The organism is Pseudomonas sp. OE 28.3 (genome assembly GCF_014268205.2).
GTDB classification, from domain to species: domain Bacteria; phylum Pseudomonadota; class Gammaproteobacteria; order Pseudomonadales; family Pseudomonadaceae; genus Aquipseudomonas; species Aquipseudomonas edaphica.
The window spans coordinates 614,501-630,896 of record NZ_CP077082.1; the positions used below are offsets into that span (position 1 = coordinate 614,501).

A 16,396-nucleotide genomic window follows, 5' to 3' on the forward strand; every position below is an offset into this window, starting at 1 on the left:
CCTCGACTCGCGTTAAACTGCGCGGGTTTTTAAGCCCCCCATTTTCCGGAGCCTTCCATGTCCCGCGTTACCCTGAGTCGCTATTTGATCGAGCAGACCCGCAGCAACAACACGCCTGCCGATCTGCGCTTCCTTATCGAAGTGGTGGCGCGTGCTTGCAAGGAAATCAGCCACGCCGTGTCCAAAGGCGCACTGGGTGGTGTTCTGGGCAGCATGGGCACTGAAAACGTCCAAGGCGAAGTGCAGAAGAAGCTCGACGTGATTTCCAACGAAATCCTGCTCGAAGCCAACGAATGGGGTGGCCACCTGGCCGGCATGGCGTCCGAAGAAATGGACAATGCCTACCAGATCCCGGGCAAATACCCGAAAGGCGCGTACCTGCTGGTGTTCGACCCACTCGACGGCTCGTCCAACATCGACATCAACGCACCGGTCGGCACTATCTTCTCGGTACTGCGCTGCCCTAACGAATACCTGAGCCAGAACGAAGCCCTGAACGAAAAGGCCTTCCTGCAGCCAGGCACCGAACAGGTTGCTGCCGGTTACGCCATCTACGGCCCGCAGACCATGCTGGTGCTGACCCTGGGTGACGGCGTCAAAGGCTTTACCCTGGACCGCGAAATGGGCAGCTTCGTACTGACCCACGAAGACATCACCATTCCTGCTTCCACCCAGGAATTTGCGATCAACATGTCCAACCAGCGTCACTGGGAAGAGCCTGTGACCCGCTACGTGGGCGAGTTGATGGCCGGCGAAGAAGGCCCGTTGAAGAAGAACTTCAACATGCGCTGGGTCGCTGCGATGGTTGCCGACGTACACCGCATCCTGACCCGTGGTGGCCTGTTCATGTACCCACGTGACAGCCGCGAACCTTCCAAACCGGGCAAGCTGCGCTTGATGTACGAAGCCAACCCGATGTCGTTCCTGGTTGAGCAAGCAGGCGGCGCGTCCACTGACGGCCACCAGCGCATCCTCGACATCCAGCCGGAAGGCCTGCACCAGCGTGTGGCAGTGTTCCTGGGCTCGAAGGAAGAAGTTGAGCGTGTGACGGCTTATCACAAGAAGTAAACCTCTGTGGCGAGGGAGCTTGCTCCCGTTGGGCTGCGAAGCGGCCCCAAAAAGCTTGCGGGCGCTGCGCACCCGAACGGGAGCAAGCTCCCTCGCCACAGAAGCATTCAAGACTTGAAGTTTTGAATGAGAAGAAGCCCCGAAACGTTTCAGCGTTTTCGGGTTTTTTTTGTTTTTGCCCATCGGGAACCAGACACCTCTTTTCCCTTCTAAGCTTCTGGCAGATACCCCAGCTGCTTTGTCTCTCCAGGAGCTTTTCCATGTCTTTACGCCGTCTCTCCCTGCTGGCTTTTTGCGTGCTGTTAGCCGCGTGCAGCAAGGTCAATCAAGAAAACTACGCGAAGCTGTCGGCTGGCATGGCCAAGGCCGAGGTGGAGTCGTTGCTGGGTAAGCCGACCGATTGTTCCGGTGCGCTGGGCATGTCCAGTTGCACGTGGGGCGATAAAAACAGCTTTATCAGCGTGCAGTACGCCGGTGACAAAGTTCTGATGTTTTCCGGGCAAGGCCTGAAGTAAACCGGGGCGCGAGCCTGCGGGAGAAGAAGAATGATGCGTTTTGTTTTGTTTCTTTGCGCCAGTCTGTTTTTGGCGGGCTGCGCCAGCCATTCTGGCGATGATCTGCAACCCAAGACCGCGAGCAACGTCAACCTCAAGCGTTACCAGGGCACCTGGTATGAGTTGGCCCGATTGCCGATGTACTTCCAGCGTAACTGCGCGCAGTCCGAGGCTCGCTACACCCTGCTGCCGGATGGCGATATGTCGGTGTTTAACCGCTGCCTGACCACAGAGTGGAAGTGGGAAGAAGCCAAGGGCACGGCCACGCCGCAAGTGCCGGGCAAGACCGACAAGCTCTGGGTGGAATTCAATAACTGGTTCACCGCGTTGCTGCCAGGCGTCGCCAAGGGCGATTACTGGGTGCTGTACGTGAGTGATGATTACAAGACCGCCATCGTCGGTAGCCCGAGCCGGCGTTATATGTGGATCTTGTCGCGCACACCGACGGTGAGCGCCGACACCCGCGAAGACCTGCTGAGCAGGGCGCGCCAGCAAGGGTATGACACGACGCGACTGATCTTCCGCACGTCGGACAAGCAGATGGCGAAGACCTCGCAGTAACCTGAGGTCACCCTCAATCCAATGTGGGAGCTGGCTTGTGTGGGAGCTGGCTTGCCTGCGATGCAGACACCTCGGTGTATCAGTTACACCCAGGTGATGCTATCGCAGGCAAGCCAGCTCCCACATTTGTTTTGCATTGTTTTTTAGCCGAGTAGATTCCTCAGAACTTGGGTGAACGCCCGGCTGCTTTCTTCTTCGCCGGCATGATGCCCATCGCGCACCACCCATTTGCCGTTGACCAGCACATCGCGCACTTGGCGATCACCACCGGCGAACAGCCAGCGATTGAGGATGCCATCCTCGGTCGCCGTCGCCAGGTACGGGTCATTGCCATCCAGCACAATCCAATCTGCCCGCTTGCCGACTTCCAATCGACCAATCGGCTGCCCCAACGCTTGGGCGCCGCCGTCCAGCGCAGCATCGAACAATGTGCGGCCAACCATCGGTTGATCACTGCGATACAGGCGGTTGCGCCGCTGGTCCCGCAGGCGCTGGCCATATTCGAGCCAACGCAACTCCTCCACCACGCTCAGTGACACATGGCTGTCGGAACCGATACCCATACGCCCGCCTTGAGCGAGGAAATCCACCGCCGGGAAAATCCCGTCGCCCAGGTTGGCTTCGGTGGTCAGGCACAAGCCGGCGATTGCCCGGCTCTTGGCCATGCGCGTGACTTCATCGGCGTCAGCATGGGTGGCGTGTACCAGGCACCAACGTTCATCCACTTCAACATTGTCATACAGCCATTGCAGCGGGCGTTTGCCGCTCCAGGCCAGGCAATCATCGACTTCTTTTTGCTGCTCGGCGATGTGGATGTGTACCGGGCAAGCCTTGTCGCTGGCGGCCAGCACCTCATTGATCTGTTCGGGTGTGACGGCACGCAATGAGTGGAAACACAGGCCCAGTTGCTGCGCTGGCTGCGCCGCCAGAATGGGCTTCAGGCGTGCTTGCAGGTCCAGGTAATCTTCGGTGCTGTTGATAAAGCGCCGCTGGCCTTCATTCGGCGCCTGGCCACCAAAGCCGGAATGGGTGTAGAGCACTGGCAGCAATGTCAGGCCAATCCCACTGTTGGCGGCCGCCTGGCTGATCTGCCGCGACAGCTCCGTGCGATCGGTATACGCCTGGCCGCTGACGTCGTGGTGCACATAATGAAACTCGGCCACCGAGGTGTAACCGGCCTTGAGCATCTCGATATAAAGCTGGCGGGCGATGACCTGCAGTTGTTCCGGGGTGATCTTGCCGACCATGCGGTACATCAAGTCGCGCCAGGTCCAGAAGCTGTCATTCGGGTTGCCGGCCATTTCGGCCAACCCGGCCATGGCGCGCTGGAACGCATGGGAGTGCAGGTTGGGCATGCCCGCCAAAACCGGGCCTCTGAGCCGTTCGGCGTTGTCTGCGCTGGCATTGGGCTCAACCTGGGTCAGCACGCCATCGGCGCTGACTTCAAAGCGTACATCGTTGGCCCATCCATTAGGCAGCAGCGCGCGTTCGGCAAAGAAAGCGGACATGATCAAGGCACCCCGGTCGTGTGTTTATTTGTATATACATATACAGACGTTTGCCTGCTCGGTAAACTCCGGCAATCTATGCATCTTTTCCCCCTGCAAGGATTCCCTGTGCCGACTCCGCCCGCCAAGTCTTCGCTGGCTGCCCACATGGACGAAAGTCCGGCGCCCTTGTATGCCCGCGTCAAACAGATGATCAGCCAGCAGATTCTCAACGGCAACTGGCCGCCCCATTACCGCGTGCCGTCCGAGAGCGAACTGGTCAGCCAGTTAGGCTTCAGCCGCATGACCATCAACCGCGCCCTGCGTGAGCTCACCGCCGAAGGGTTGCTGGTGCGCATGCAGGGCGTTGGCACTTTCGTCGCCGAGCCCAAGAGCCAGTCGGCGCTGTTTGAAGTGCACAACATTGCCGATGAGATCGCCTCCCGCGGTCATCGGCATACCTGCCAGGTTATTCACCTGGGCGAAGAGGCCGCCGGCTCCGAACGTGCTGTGGCCCTGGAAATGCGCGAAGGCGGCCGCGTGTTTCACTCGTTGATCGTGCACTTTGAAAACGACATTCCCGTACAAATCGAAGACCGCTTCGTCAACGCTCTGGTCGCGCCGGAATACTTGCAACAGGATTTCACCCAGCAAACGCCGTACGCCTACCTCAACCAGGTCGCACCACTGACCGAGGGCGAGCATGTGGTTGAAGCCATCCTCGCCGACGCTGCCGAGTGCAAGCTGTTGCAGATCGAGCCGAGCGAGCCCTGCCTGTTGATTCGCCGCCGCACCTGGTCCGGCCGCCAGCCGGTCACCGCCGCGCGTTTGATCCACCCCGGTTCCCGTCATAGCCTGGAAGGACGTTTCAGTAAATGAGTGCAGTGAAAGTCTGGCGCGCCACCGATTACATCCGCATGCCGTGGAAAAACGGCGGCGGCAGCACCGAAGAAATCACCCGTGACGCAGGCACTGGCCTGGATGGCTTTGGCTGGCGCCTGTCGATTGCCGATATTGCCGAGTCGGGCGGGTTTTCTACCTTCGCCGGCTACCAGCGTGTGATCACCGTGATCAAAGGTGCGGGTATGGTCCTGACCGTAGACGGCGAGGAACAGCGCGGGCTGTTACCGTTGCAGCCGTTTGCGTTCAAGGGTGAAAGTGAAGTGTCCTGCCGCTTGATCACCGGGCCGATCCGCGATTTCAACCTGATTTATTCGCCTGAGCGTTACCACGCACGGTTGCAATGGATTGACGGCGTGCAGCGGTTTTTCAGCACGGCGCACACGGTGTTGGTGTTCAGTGTGGCGGATGAAGTGAAGGTGCTGGGTGAAAAGCTCGGCCATCACGATTGCCTGCAAATCGACGGTAACAATGACCTGCTGGATATTTCTGTCACCGGCCGCTGCTGCGTAATCGAACTGACCGCACGCGGTTAAAAAACTGTGGGAGCAGGCAAGCCAGCTCCCACATTTGCTTTTCATTGCTCATAAGAGCTGTTTCCAGCCGCGCACCAATTTGTTACCGAACGCCCCAGCTTGGCGCAATGCCAGGCCGTCCTGAACAATGTCCCCGTCCGCAAACTCCCTCTGTAAGAAAATTCACCAAGCCTCAGAGCCTCAATTTCCAAGGCTTTCACGCACCTCCCAAAAAAATCTCACCCGCTCTCTCACCAAGTTGGCCGCTTGATTGCATATGCTTGTACATACAAGTAAAGATGTGTGCGTAAGACTCTCCTTCGCACCATCAATGTTCGCGCATCATGCCGAGGAGTCCAGCTGTGACCGATTTTTCGAAAGCCAAGCCTACTAAATTCCGTGACGTCGAAATCCGTGCCGCCCGCGGTAACAAGCTCACCGCCAAAAGCTGGCTGACTGAAGCACCGTTGCGCATGCTGATGAACAACCTCGACCCGCAAGTGGCCGAGAACCCGAAAGAATTGGTGGTGTACGGCGGTATCGGCCGTGCGGCGCGCAACTGGGAGTGCTACGACCAGATCGTCGAGAGCCTCACCAACCTGAATGACGACGAGACCCTGCTGGTGCAATCCGGCAAGCCGGTCGGCGTGTTCAAGACCCACAGCAACGCTCCGCGCGTGCTGATCGCCAACTCCAACCTGGTGCCGCACTGGGCCAGTTGGGAACACTTCAACGAACTGGATGCCAAGGGCCTGGCCATGTACGGCCAGATGACCGCCGGCAGCTGGATCTACATCGGCAGCCAGGGCATCGTGCAGGGCACCTACGAAACCTTCGTCGAAGCCGGCCGCCAGCACTACAACAGCGACCTCACCGGCCGTTGGGTCCTCACCGCCGGCCTTGGCGGCATGGGCGGCGCTCAGCCGTTGGCTGCGACCCTGGCTGGCGCTTGCTCGCTGAACATCGAGTGCCAGCAGGTCAGCATCGATTTCCGTCTGGCCAGCCGTTATGTCGACGAGCAAGCCACCGACCTCGACGACGCCCTGGCCCGCATCGCCAAATACACTAAGGAAGGCAAGGCCATCTCCATCGCCCTTTTGGGTAACGCGGCCGAAATCCTGCCGGAACTGATCAAGCGCGGCGTGCGCCCGGACATGGTCACCGACCAGACCAGCGCCCACGACCCACTCAATGGTTACCTGCCTGCCGGCTGGACCTGGGACGAATACCGCGCCCGCGCCAAAACCGAGCCGGCTGCCGTGATCAAGGCCGCCAAGCAGTCGATGGCCGTGCACGTCAAAGCCATGCTGGAATTCCAGAAACAAGGCATCCCGACTTTCGACTACGGCAACAATATCCGCCAGATGGCCCAGGAAGAAGGCGTAGAAAACGCCTTCGACTTCCCAGGCTTCGTACCGGCCTACATCCGCCCGCTGTTCTGCCGTGGCATCGGCCCGTTCCGCTGGGCTGCGCTGTCGGGTGACCCGCAAGACATCTACAAGACCGACGCCAAAGTCAAAGAGCTGATCCCGGACGACGCGCACCTGCACAACTGGCTGGACATGGCGCGCGAACGCATCAGCTTCCAGGGCCTGCCAGCACGTATCTGCTGGGTTGGCCTGGGCCAACGCGCCAAGCTCGGCCTGGCATTCAACGAAATGGTGCGCAGCGGTGAGCTGTCGGCACCCGTAGTGATCGGCCGTGACCACCTCGACTCCGGCTCGGTCGCAAGCCCCAACCGCGAAACCGAAGCCATGCAGGACGGCTCCGACGCCGTGTCCGACTGGCCACTGCTCAACGCCTTGCTCAACACCGCGAGCGGCGCGACCTGGGTTTCGCTGCACCACGGCGGCGGCGTGGGCATGGGCTTCTCCCAGCACTCGGGCATGGTGATCGTCTGCGACGGCACCGATGAAGCGGCTGAGCGGATCGCCCGCGTACTGCACAACGACCCGGCCACCGGGGTGATGCGTCACGCCGATGCCGGTTACCAGATCGCCATCGATTGCGCCAAGGAGCAGGGCCTGAACCTGCCGATGATCAAATAACGGCTGGCCTGGTTCCTGTGGGAGCTGGCTTGTGTGGGAGCTGGCTTGCCTGCGATGCGGGCGACTCGGTCTCTCGGCAGAACCGAGGGGATGCCATCGCAGGCAAGCCAGCTCCCACAGTAGAACCCGCAATCTGCACACCCAGAACAATCCATCAGAGGTTGACCAACATGGCTGCAAATGACACCACACCGTTGATCGAAAGGCGTTCGATCGACTACATCCCGGAAGCGGAAAGACACGGTCGTCTATTGAGCCAGTTCACCCTGTGGATGGGTGCCAACCTGCAAATCACCGCTATTGTCACCGGGGCCTTGGCCGTGGTGCTCGGCGGTGATGTGTTCTGGTCGTTGATCGGTCTGTTGATCGGCCAACTCATCGGCGGCGGCGTCATGGCGTTGCATGCGGCGCAAGGGCCAAAGCTTGGCCTGCCACAGATGATCTCCAGCCGGGTGCAGTTCGGCGTTTACGGTGCAGCCATCCCGATTGTGCTGGTCTGTTTGATGTACCTCGGTTTCACCGCGACCGGGACTGTGCTGTCGGGGCAGGCACTGGGCCAGTTGTTCGGGGTCAGCGACAGCGTCGGTATCCTGATTTTTGCCAGCGTCATCGTACTGGTCACCGTGCTGGGCTACCGGGTGATCCACTTTATTGGGCGTGTCGCCAGCGTCATTGGCGTGATTGCCTTTGTCTATCTGTTCAGTCGTTTGATGAGCCAGACCGACGTTGGCGCGCTTTTGCAGATCCGCCACTTCAGCTGGAGCAGCTTCCTGCTTGCGGTATCGCTCGCGGCCTCCTGGCAGATCGCCTTCGGCCCTTACGTGGCGGACTATTCACGTTACCTGCCAAGCAAGACATCTTCGCTGAAAACCTTTCTCGCCGCCGGTGCAGGTTCGGTCATTGGCGCTCAGGTGGCGATGGTCCTTGGCGTGTTTGCCGCGGCCATGTCCAACGGGCAATTTGCCGGTCACGAAGTCGCCTACATCGTTGGGTTGAGTGGTACAGGCGCCACCGCTGCGCTGCTGTACTTCAGCATCGCGTTCGGCAAGGTCACCATCTCTACCCTGAACTCCTACGGCAGCTTCATGTGCATTGCGACCATCGTCAGCGGCTTCCGTGGTCGCCTTGAGGTCACCCGCCTGCAGCGTCTGGTGTTCGTGCTGGTGATTGTCGGCACTGCAACCCTGATCGCGTTGCTCGGCCAGCACTCGTTCCTCGGTGCGTTCAAGTCTTTCATCCTGTTTCTGCTGGCGTTCTTTACGCCGTGGAGTGCAATCAACCTGGTGGATTACTACTGCATCACCCGCGAGCGCTATGACGTCCCGGCTTTGGCCGACCCGAATGGCCGCTACGGTCGCTGGAACCTGCTCGGTATCAGCGTCTATGTGTTCGGCGTGCTGGTGCAGTTGCCGTTCATCTCTACCAAGTTCTACACCGGCCCCTTGGTTGCCGCGCTGGGTGATGTGGATATCTCCTGGATCATCGGCCTGGTACTGCCAGCGGCCTTGTATTACGTATGTGCGAAAAAATGGCACGGCACGGTGCCCGATCAACTGATCCTGCCAATAGAGCAGGGCGCTGCACCAACGACAAACGGGCTGGCTGCACAGGCCTGATGGGACGTGGACAGGGCAGGACGCCTACTGACTGCCGTAATCCATTTCAAGATTGGGAGCGTCACAACAATGAAGATGAATAAAACCTTGCTGGCCACCGTGTTATCTGCAGGCTTGCTGGCCTCTGCCGGCGCCAAGGCGGCGGGTTGGTGCGAGTCCGGCAAACCGGTGAAATTCGCCGGGCTGAACTGGGAAAGCGGCATGTTGCTCACCGACATCCTGCAAACCGTGCTGGAGAAAGGCTACGGCTGCAAAACCGATAGCTTGCCGGGTAACTCCATCACCATGGAAAACGCCCTGAGCAGCAACGACATCCAGGTTTTCGCCGAAGAGTGGGTAGGCCGCAGCGAGGTCTGGAACAAGGCCGAGAAGGCCGGCAAAGTTGTCGGTGTTGGTGCGCCGGTGGTCGGCGCCGTGGAAGGCTGGTATGTGCCGCGTTATGTGATCGAAGGCGACGCCAAGCGCAAGCTGGAACCCAAGGCACCAGACCTGAAAAATATCGCCGACCTGGCCAAATACGCCTCGGTATTCAAGGACCAGGAAGAGCCCTCCAAGGGCCGCTTCTACAACTGCCCGGCCGGCTGGACCTGTGAGCTGGATAACAGCGAAATGCTGAAAAGCTATGGCCTGGAAAGCACCTACACCAACTTCCGCCCTGGCACCGGCCCGGCGCTGGATGCCGCCGTGCTGTCGAGCTACAAGCGTGGCGAGCCGATCCTGTTCTACTACTGGTCGCCAACCCCGCTGATGGGCCAGGTCGATCTGGTCAAGCTGCAGGAAAAGCCCGGTGTGGATAAAAGCGTGAGCATCAAGGTCGGCCTGTCCAAAACCTTCCACGAGCAAGCGCCGGAACTCGTGGCGGTGCTGGAGAAGGTCAACCTGCCCATCGACCTGCTTAACCAGAACCTCGGTCGCATGGCCAAAGAGCGGATTGAGTCGCCAAAACTGGCGAAAATTTTCCTCAAGGAACATCCTGAAGTCTGGCACGCATGGGTGAGCGACGACGCAGCCAAGAAAATCGACGCGGCCTTGTAGGTCAAGCGTGTCCGGCTACCCTCAAGGGCCAGCCGGGCACCCGGCCACAACCCACTGGATCGAGAGCACGCTATGTTTCCTGAGAGTTTTACGTTTTCCATCGCCGACTGGGTCAACGGTTGGGTGGACTCACTGGTCACCAACTACGGCGATGTGTTCCGGCACATCTCCGACACGCTGTTATGGGCCATCGTCAACCTGGAAGGCTTGCTGCGTGCAGCGCCCTGGTGGCTGATGCTCGCCATTGTCGGCGGCATCGCCTGGCATGCCACCCGCAAGGTGGTGACCACGGCGGTGATCGTCGGTCTGCTGTTCCTGGTGGGTGCGGTTGGCCTGTGGGACAAGCTCATGCAAACCCTGGCACTGATGATGGTCGCCACGGTGATCTCGGTGCTGATCGGCATTCCGTTGGGCATTTTGTCTGCACGCAGCAATCGCCTGCGGTCGGTATTGATGCCGCTGCTCGACATCATGCAAACCATGCCCAGCTTTGTGTACCTGATCCCGGTGCTGATGCTGTTTGGCCTGGGCAAGGTGCCGGCGATTTTCGCCACGGTGATCTACGCCGCGCCACCGTTGATTCGCCTCACCGACTTGGGCATTCGCCAGGTCGACGGCGAAGTCATGGAAGCCATCAACGCCTTCGGTGCCAACCGCTGGCAGCAACTGTTTGGCGTGCAACTGCCGCTGGCATTGCCGAGCATCATGGCCGGTATCAACCAGACCACCATGATGGCGTTGTCGATGGTGGTGATCGCCTCGATGATCGGCGCCCGAGGCCTGGGTGAAGACGTGCTCGTCGGCATCCAGACCCTCAACGTCGGCCGTGGCCTCGAAGCAGGGCTGGCGATTGTGATTCTTGCAGTGGTCATCGACCGCATTACCCAGGCCTATGGTCGTCCACGGCATGAGGCGAGCAAATGACTACTGTCAGCAAAATTGAAGTTAAAAACGTCTTCAAGATTTTCGGCAACCGCTCCAAGGAAGCCCTGGCGATGGTTGGTCAGGGCAAGACCAAGGACCAGGTACTGGCCGAGACCGGTTGCGTGGTCGGCGTGAACGACCTGTCACTGAGCATCGGCACGGGCGAGATCTTTGTGATCATGGGCCTTTCGGGTTCGGGCAAGTCCACGTTGGTGCGTCACTTCAACCGCCTGATCGATCCAACCAGCGGCGCGATCCTGGTGGACGGCGAAGACATCCTGCAACTGGACATGGAAGCCCTGCGCCAATTCCGTCGCCACAAGATCAGCATGGTGTTCCAGAGCTTCGGCCTGCTGCCCCACAAGAGCGTGCTCGACAACGTCGCCTACGGCCTCAAGGTGCGCGGCGAAACCAAGCAGGTGTGCGCCGAACGTGCGCTGCACTGGATCGAAACCGTGGGCCTCAAAGGCTACGAAAACAAATACCCGCACCAGCTTTCCGGTGGCATGCGCCAACGTGTAGGCCTGGCCCGCGCCTTGGCAGCCGATACCGACATCATCCTGATGGACGAAGCCTTCAGCGCCCTCGACCCGCTGATCCGCGCCGAGATGCAGGACCAGTTGCTGGAGCTGCAAAAGACCCTGCACAAGACCATCGTGTTCATCACCCACGACCTCGACGAGGCGGTGCGCATTGGCAACCGCATTGCGATTCTCAAGGACGGCAAGCTGATCCAGGTCGGCACGCCGCGCGAGATTCTGCATTCGCCGGCGGATGAGTATGTGGACCGGTTTGTTCAGCGCCGGGCGGCGGTGGTCTGATCCGGATCTTGTGGCGAACCGGCTGGCGCCATCGCAGGCAAGCCAGCTCCCACAGGGGAATGCATTTCAAATGTGGGAGCTGGCTTGCCTGCGATAGGGCCAGTGAAGCTGCACAAGCATTGAAGAAGGTATGAAGATGTCCCAGGCAACAAAAATCATCATCGCCGACGCCCCCATGCGTTGGCAGGACGTGGTCGCCGTCGCCCGCCACGGCGCCGTGCTCGAACTCTCGGGCCACGCCTGGGCGCGTATCGACAATGCCCAGGCCATCGTGCAACGCATCGTCACCAGCGGCGAACGCGCCTATGGTGTGAATACCGGCCTGGGCGCGCTGTGCAATGTGTCGCTCAAGGGTGAACAACTCAGCCAGTTGTCGCGCAACACACTGCTGAGCCACGCCTGTGGCGTCGGCCCGCTGCTGAGCGACGAACAGACCCGCGCGATTATCTGCGCAGCCATCATCAACTACAGCCACGGCAAATCCGGCCTGCACCCGCAGGTGGTGCATTCGTTGCTGGCGTTGCTCAACCATGGCATCACGCCGCAAGTGCCGTCCCAGGGCTCGGTGGGCTACCTGACCCACATGGCCCACATTGGCGTGGCCTTGCTCGGGGTTGGCGATGTGAGCTATCGCGGCCAGATCGTGACGGCGCAAGCCGCCTTAAAAGCCGAAGGTTTACAGCCTGTGGTGCTCGGCGCCAAAGACGGCCTGTGCCTGGTCAATGGCACGCCGTGCATGACCGGCCTGAGCTGCCTGGCCCTGGCCGACGCGCATCACCTGCTGCAATGGGCCGACGTGATCGGCGCCATGAGTTTCGAAGCCCAGCGTGGTCAGATCGACGCCTTCGACGAAGCCATCATCGCCCTCAAGCCACACCCAGGCATGCAGCAAGTCGGCATCAACCTGCGTGCCTTGCTTGACGGCAGTGAAGTGATCGCCAGCAGCAAAGGCATCCGCACCCAGGACGCGCTGAGCATCCGCTCGATCCCGCAGATTCACGGTGCGGCGCGTGATCAGGTTGAACACGCCACGCGCCAGATCGAGACCGAACTCAACAGCGCCACCGACAACCCGCTGGTGCTCGGCACGCCGGATAACTACCGCGTGGTGTCCCAGGCCAACCCGCATGGGCAGTCTGTGGCGCTGGCGGCCGACATGCTCGCCATCGCCATGGCCGAAATCGGCTCGGTGGCCGAGCGTCGCCTCGACCGCCTGATCAACCCGCACGTCAGTGGTTTGCCGGCGTTCCTGGTCAGCAACCCTGGGGTCAACTCCGGGATGATGATCGTGCAGTACGTCGCCGCCTCGCTGTGCGGGCAAAACCGTCAACTGGCGCAACCGGCGGTGCTCGACAATTTCGTTACCTCGGGCCTGCAGGAAGACCACCTGAGCATGGGCACCAATGCCGCGCTCAAGCTGCATCAGCTGTTGGCCAACGTCACGCAGATTCTCGCCATCGAGTACCTGCTGGCAGCCCAAGCGTTCGAGTTTTTGAAGGACCAGCGTTTCGGCGCGGGTACTGACAGCGCCTGGCGTCTGCTACGCGAAAAGGTCGCACCTTACGAACAAGACCGTTGGTTGGCGCCAGATATTGCCGCCACCGCCGCGCTGCTCAAAGACACCGCTTTGCTGCGCTCAGCAATTCCCCATTTGCACTAAACACTTATTCAAAAGAACAATTCAAAGGAGCATGAATGTGACTGCGCTAAATTTGATTCCAGGCCAACTGAGCCTTGCCCAACTGCGAGCCATCTACCAGCAGCCGGTAACCCTCACTCTGGATGACAGCGCCACGGCGCAGATCGAAGCCAGTGTGGCCTGCGTGGAGCAGATTCTCGCCGAGAACCGCACCGCCTACGGCATCAACACCGGTTTTGGCCTGCTGGCCTCGACCCGCATTGCCAGTGAAGACCTGGAAAACCTCCAGCGTTCCCTGGTGCTGTCCCACGCCGCCGGCGTCGGTGAGCCGATCAGCGATGCGCTGGTGCGGCTGGTCATGGTGCTTAAGGTCAACAGCCTGAGCCGTGGGTTCTCCGGCATTCGTCGCCAGGTGATCGACGCGCTGATCGCACTGATCAACGCCGAGGTGTACCCGCACATTCCGCTTAAAGGTTCGGTCGGTGCTTCCGGCGACTTGGCGCCATTGGCGCATATGTCGCTGGTGCTGCTGGGCGAAGGCAAGGCGCGCTACAAGGGCGAATGGCTGGAAGCCACCGAAGCGCTGAAAGTTGCCGGCCTGACGCCGCTGACGCTGGCGGCCAAAGAAGGCCTGGCGCTGCTGAACGGCACCCAGGTATCCACCGCTTATGCCTTGCGCGGCCTGTTCGAAGGCGAAGACCTGTTCGCCGGCGCGTTGGCGTGCGGTGCACTCACCGTGGAAGCGGTATTGGGCTCGCGCTCGCCGTTTGATGCACGTATCCATGCCGCCCGTGGCCAGCGCGGTCAGATCGACGCGGCCGCGGCTTATCGCGACCTGCTCGGCGAGAGCAGCCAGGTGTCCCAGTCGCACCAGAACTGCGACAAAGTGCAAGACCCGTATTCCCTGCGTTGCCAGCCGCAAGTCATGGGCGCCTGCCTGACCCAGTTCCGCCAGGCTGCCGACGTGCTGGTGGTAGAGGCCAACGCCGTGTCGGATAACCCGCTGGTATTTGCTGCCGAGGGCGACGTGATTTCCGGCGGTAACTTCCACGCTGAGCCGGTGGCCATGGCTGCCGACAACATGGCGCTGGCTATCGCCGAAATCGGCTCGCTGAGCGAGCGTCGTATCTCGTTGATGATGGACAAGCACATGTCGCAACTGCCGCCGTTTTTGGTCGGCAATGGCGGGGTGAACTCCGGTTTCATGATCGCCCAGGTCACCGCTGCGGCGCTCGCCAGTGAGAACAAGGCGCTGGCGCATCCCCATAGCGTGGATAGCCTGCCGACGTCGGCCAACCAGGAAGACCACGTGTCCATGGCTCCGGCTGCGGGCAAGCGTTTGTGGGAAATGGCTGAAAATACCCGTGGTGTACTCGCGGTTGAGTGGCTGGCGGCATGCCAGGGCCTGGACCTGCGCGATGGCTTGAAGACTTCGACCAAGCTGGAAAAAGCCCGCGGGATCCTGCGCGACAAAGTGGCGTTTTATGAGAAGGACCGCTTCTTTGCCCCGGACATCAATGCCGCCAGCGAACTGCTCGCCAGCCGCTGCCTGAATGAGCTGGTGCCGGCCAAGCTCCTGCCGAGCTTGTAACCGCAACGCAACCCAGTGTGGGAGCTGGCTTGCCTGCGATAGCTATCTGTCAGTTGAAACATGTGTGACTGACATACGATCGTTCCCACGCTCTGCGTGGGAATGTTGCCCTGGACGCTCCGCGTCCGCTTTAAGAGTCGTGACGCGGAGCGTCACAGGATGTGTTCCCACGCGGAGCGTGGGAACGATCTTCTCCTCATAAAAATAATAGGGACGAGAAATGCACCAGCAAGAAAAGGGTTTGAAACGCGGGTTGAGCGCCCGACATATTCGCTTCATGGCACTCGGTTCCGCGATCGGCACCGGGTTGTTCTATGGTTCCGCCTCTGCCATCCAAATGGCCGGCCCTGCCGTGCTGCTGGCCTACCTGATCGGCGGCGCTGCCGTGTTCATGGTGATGCGTGCTCTCGGTGAAATGGCCGTGCACAATCCGGTGTCAGGCTCCTTCGGCCAGTACGCCAGCACCTACCTGGGGCCTATGGCCGGGTTTGTGCTCGGCTGGACCTACGCATTTGAAATGATCATCGTCTGCCTCGCCGACGTCACCGCCTTTGGCATCTACATGGGCTTCTGGTTTCCCGAGGTCGCGCGTTGGGTCTGGGTGCTGGGTATCGTGTTTTTGATCGGCGGCCTGAACCTGTGCAACGTCAAAGTGTTTGGCGAAATGGAGTTCTGGCTGTCGCTGCTCAAGGTCGGCGCGATTGTGGCGATGATCCTCGGCGGCTTTGGCATCATGCTGTTTGGCATTCATTCTGCTGGCGAAACCCAGGCCAGCGGCTTGAGCAACCTGTGGGCCCACGGCGGCTTCATGCCTAACGGCATTGGCGGCCTGATCGCCTCGTTCGCGGTGGTGATGTTTGCGTTTGGCGGCATCGAAATCATCGGCATCACGGCCGGTGAAGCCAAAGACCCGCAGCGCGTGATCCCCAAGGCGATCAATGCGGTGCCGCTGCGCATCCTGCTGTTCTACGTGCTGACCCTGTTTGTGCTGATGGCCATCTACCCGTGGCCACAGATTGGCAGCCAGGGCAGTCCGTTCGTGCAGATCTTCAGCAACCTTGGCATCGGCTCGGCAGCGACCATCCTCAATATCGTGGTGATCTCGGCCGCCGTCTCGGCCATCAACAGCGACATTTTTGGCGCCGGCCGCATGATGTATGGCCTGGCCCAGCAAGGGCAGGCGCCCAAGGGTTTTGCGCAGCTGTCCAAGCAAGGCGTGCCGTGGATGACCGTACTGGTAATGGGCGCGTCGTTGCTCGGCGGCGTGGTGCTCAACTACCTGATCCCGGAAAACGTGTTCCTGTTGATCGCCTCGATTGCCACTTTCGCCACCGTGTGGGTGTGGTTGATGATTTTGTTCACTCAGGTCGCGATGCGTCGTTCGATGACCAAGGCGCAGGTCGCTGAGCTGAAGTTCCCGGTACCGTTCTGGCCCTACGCGCCAGCGGCCGCCATTGTGTTCATGCTGTTCGTGTTTGGCGTGCTGGGTTACTTCCCGGACACCCAGGCCGCTTTGCTGGTCGGCGCCGTCTGGATCGTGTTGCTGGTCCTCGCCTACCTGCTGTGGGTCAAGCCCGCTGCCGGGCAGGGGGCCAAGGTCCATTACGACCCGGCTTTGTCTCATCGATAACTTAGGG

General features: G+C 60.4%; 14 protein-coding genes. 13 read left to right on the forward strand and 1 reads right to left on the reverse strand.

All coding sequences use genetic code 11. The features are described from left to right. The first annotated feature begins 57 nt into the window (after positions 1–57). The 3 genes from HU759_RS02695 to HU759_RS02705 all read left to right on the forward strand — a co-directional run bounded on the left by HU759_RS02695 (position 58) and on the right by HU759_RS02705 (position 2,183). Positions 58–1,068 (forward strand): class 1 fructose-bisphosphatase, encoded by a 1,011-nt coding sequence (locus tag HU759_RS02695; RefSeq protein WP_003237460.1) that lies wholly within the window; start codon positions 58–60, stop codon positions 1,066–1,068. 260 nt (positions 1,069–1,328) lie between these two features. Further along, positions 1,329–1,583, forward strand: coding sequence for a hypothetical protein (locus tag HU759_RS02700; RefSeq protein ID WP_017138621.1), 255 nt, complete (start codon positions 1,329–1,331; stop codon positions 1,581–1,583). Positions 1,584–1,613: 30 nt separating this feature from the next. Further along, positions 1,614–2,183 carry a lipocalin family protein gene (locus HU759_RS02705; RefSeq protein ID WP_017138620.1) on the forward strand — a complete coding sequence of 190 codons (570 nt, stop codon included), beginning with the start codon at positions 1,614–1,616 and terminating at the stop codon, positions 2,181–2,183. A 143-nt stretch (positions 2,184–2,326) separates the two neighbouring features. On the opposite strand, the gene HU759_RS02710 is transcribed toward HU759_RS02705, so the two are convergent. After that, positions 2,327–3,691, reverse strand: coding sequence for a formimidoylglutamate deiminase (locus HU759_RS02710; protein WP_186617960.1), 1,365 nt, complete (start codon positions 3,689–3,691; stop codon positions 2,327–2,329). Between the two features lie 78 nt (positions 3,692–3,769). Between HU759_RS02710 and hutC the strand changes: the two genes are divergently transcribed. The 10 genes from hutC (at position 3,770) to HU759_RS02760 (ending at position 16,389) form a co-directional block, all read left to right on the forward strand. Next, on the forward strand, positions 3,770–4,549 hold the full coding sequence (gene hutC, locus HU759_RS02715; protein ID WP_169986618.1) for a histidine utilization repressor: 780 nt from the start codon (positions 3,770–3,772) through the stop codon (positions 4,547–4,549). Further along, entirely contained in the window at positions 4,546–5,106 is a 561-nt protein-coding gene (locus HU759_RS02720; protein WP_176991717.1) for a HutD family protein, read from the forward strand. The genes hutC and HU759_RS02720 overlap by 4 nt, the downstream gene beginning before the upstream one ends. A gap of 323 nt (positions 5,107–5,429) precedes the next feature. Beyond that, entirely contained in the window at positions 5,430–7,133 is a 1,704-nt protein-coding gene (hutU, locus tag HU759_RS02725) for a urocanate hydratase (RefSeq protein ID WP_176991718.1), read from the forward strand. Between the two features lie 170 nt (positions 7,134–7,303). Next, positions 7,304–8,749 (forward strand): cytosine permease, encoded by a 1,446-nt coding sequence (locus HU759_RS02730; protein ID WP_099549490.1) that lies wholly within the window; start codon positions 7,304–7,306, stop codon positions 8,747–8,749. 69 nt (positions 8,750–8,818) lie between these two features. Beyond that, positions 8,819–9,784: an ABC transporter substrate-binding protein gene (locus HU759_RS02735; RefSeq protein WP_186617959.1), complete on the forward strand. Its 966-nt coding sequence runs from the start codon at positions 8,819–8,821 to the stop codon at positions 9,782–9,784. A 72-nt stretch (positions 9,785–9,856) separates the two neighbouring features. Continuing rightward, complete coding sequence (locus tag HU759_RS02740) at positions 9,857–10,708, forward strand: proline/glycine betaine ABC transporter permease (protein ID WP_017138613.1); 852 nt, start codon at positions 9,857–9,859, stop codon at positions 10,706–10,708. Beyond that, positions 10,705–11,529, forward strand: coding sequence for a glycine betaine/L-proline ABC transporter ATP-binding protein (locus HU759_RS02745; protein ID WP_017138612.1), 825 nt, complete (start codon positions 10,705–10,707; stop codon positions 11,527–11,529). Before HU759_RS02740 ends, HU759_RS02745 begins: the two co-directional genes overlap by 4 nt. 136 nt (positions 11,530–11,665) lie before the next feature. Next, positions 11,666–13,189 (forward strand): histidine ammonia-lyase, encoded by a 1,524-nt coding sequence (gene hutH, locus HU759_RS02750; RefSeq protein WP_186617958.1) that lies wholly within the window; start codon positions 11,666–11,668, stop codon positions 13,187–13,189. Positions 13,190–13,220: 31 nt separating this feature from the next. Continuing rightward, a complete protein-coding gene (gene hutH / locus HU759_RS02755) occupies positions 13,221–14,759 on the forward strand; it encodes a histidine ammonia-lyase (protein ID WP_017138610.1) in 1,539 nt (512 codons plus the stop codon). Positions 14,760–14,979: 220 nt separating this feature from the next. After that, positions 14,980–16,389 carry an amino acid permease gene (locus tag HU759_RS02760; protein WP_169986613.1) on the forward strand — a complete coding sequence of 470 codons (1,410 nt, stop codon included), beginning with the start codon at positions 14,980–14,982 and terminating at the stop codon, positions 16,387–16,389. The last annotated feature ends 7 nt before the right edge of the window (positions 16,390–16,396 follow it).

Bases quoted from the DNA above. Each gene is read 5' to 3' on its own strand.
- HU759_RS02695 (WP_003237460.1), top strand. From the start codon at position 58: ATGTCCCGCGTTACCCTGAGTCGCTATTTGATCGAGCAGACCCGCAGC.
- HU759_RS02700 (WP_017138621.1), top strand. From the start codon at position 1,329: ATGTCTTTACGCCGTCTCTCCCTGCTGGCTTTTTGCGTGCTGTTAGCC.
- HU759_RS02705 (WP_017138620.1), top strand. From the start codon at position 1,614: ATGATGCGTTTTGTTTTGTTTCTTTGCGCCAGTCTGTTTTTGGCGGGC.
- HU759_RS02710 (WP_186617960.1), bottom strand. From the start codon at position 3,691: ATGTCCGCTTTCTTTGCCGAACGCGCGCTGCTGCCTAATGGATGGGCC.
- hutC (WP_169986618.1), top strand. From the start codon at position 3,770: ATGCATCTTTTCCCCCTGCAAGGATTCCCTGTGCCGACTCCGCCCGCC.
- HU759_RS02720 (WP_176991717.1), top strand. From the start codon at position 4,546: ATGAGTGCAGTGAAAGTCTGGCGCGCCACCGATTACATCCGCATGCCG.
- hutU (WP_176991718.1), top strand. From the start codon at position 5,430: ATGCCGAGGAGTCCAGCTGTGACCGATTTTTCGAAAGCCAAGCCTACT.
- HU759_RS02730 (WP_099549490.1), top strand. From the start codon at position 7,304: ATGGCTGCAAATGACACCACACCGTTGATCGAAAGGCGTTCGATCGAC.
- HU759_RS02735 (WP_186617959.1), top strand. From the start codon at position 8,819: ATGAAGATGAATAAAACCTTGCTGGCCACCGTGTTATCTGCAGGCTTG.
- HU759_RS02740 (WP_017138613.1), top strand. From the start codon at position 9,857: ATGTTTCCTGAGAGTTTTACGTTTTCCATCGCCGACTGGGTCAACGGT.
- HU759_RS02745 (WP_017138612.1), top strand. From the start codon at position 10,705: ATGACTACTGTCAGCAAAATTGAAGTTAAAAACGTCTTCAAGATTTTC.
- hutH (WP_186617958.1), top strand. From the start codon at position 11,666: ATGTCCCAGGCAACAAAAATCATCATCGCCGACGCCCCCATGCGTTGG.
- hutH (WP_017138610.1), top strand. From the start codon at position 13,221: ATGAATGTGACTGCGCTAAATTTGATTCCAGGCCAACTGAGCCTTGCC.
- HU759_RS02760 (WP_169986613.1), top strand. From the start codon at position 14,980: ATGCACCAGCAAGAAAAGGGTTTGAAACGCGGGTTGAGCGCCCGACAT.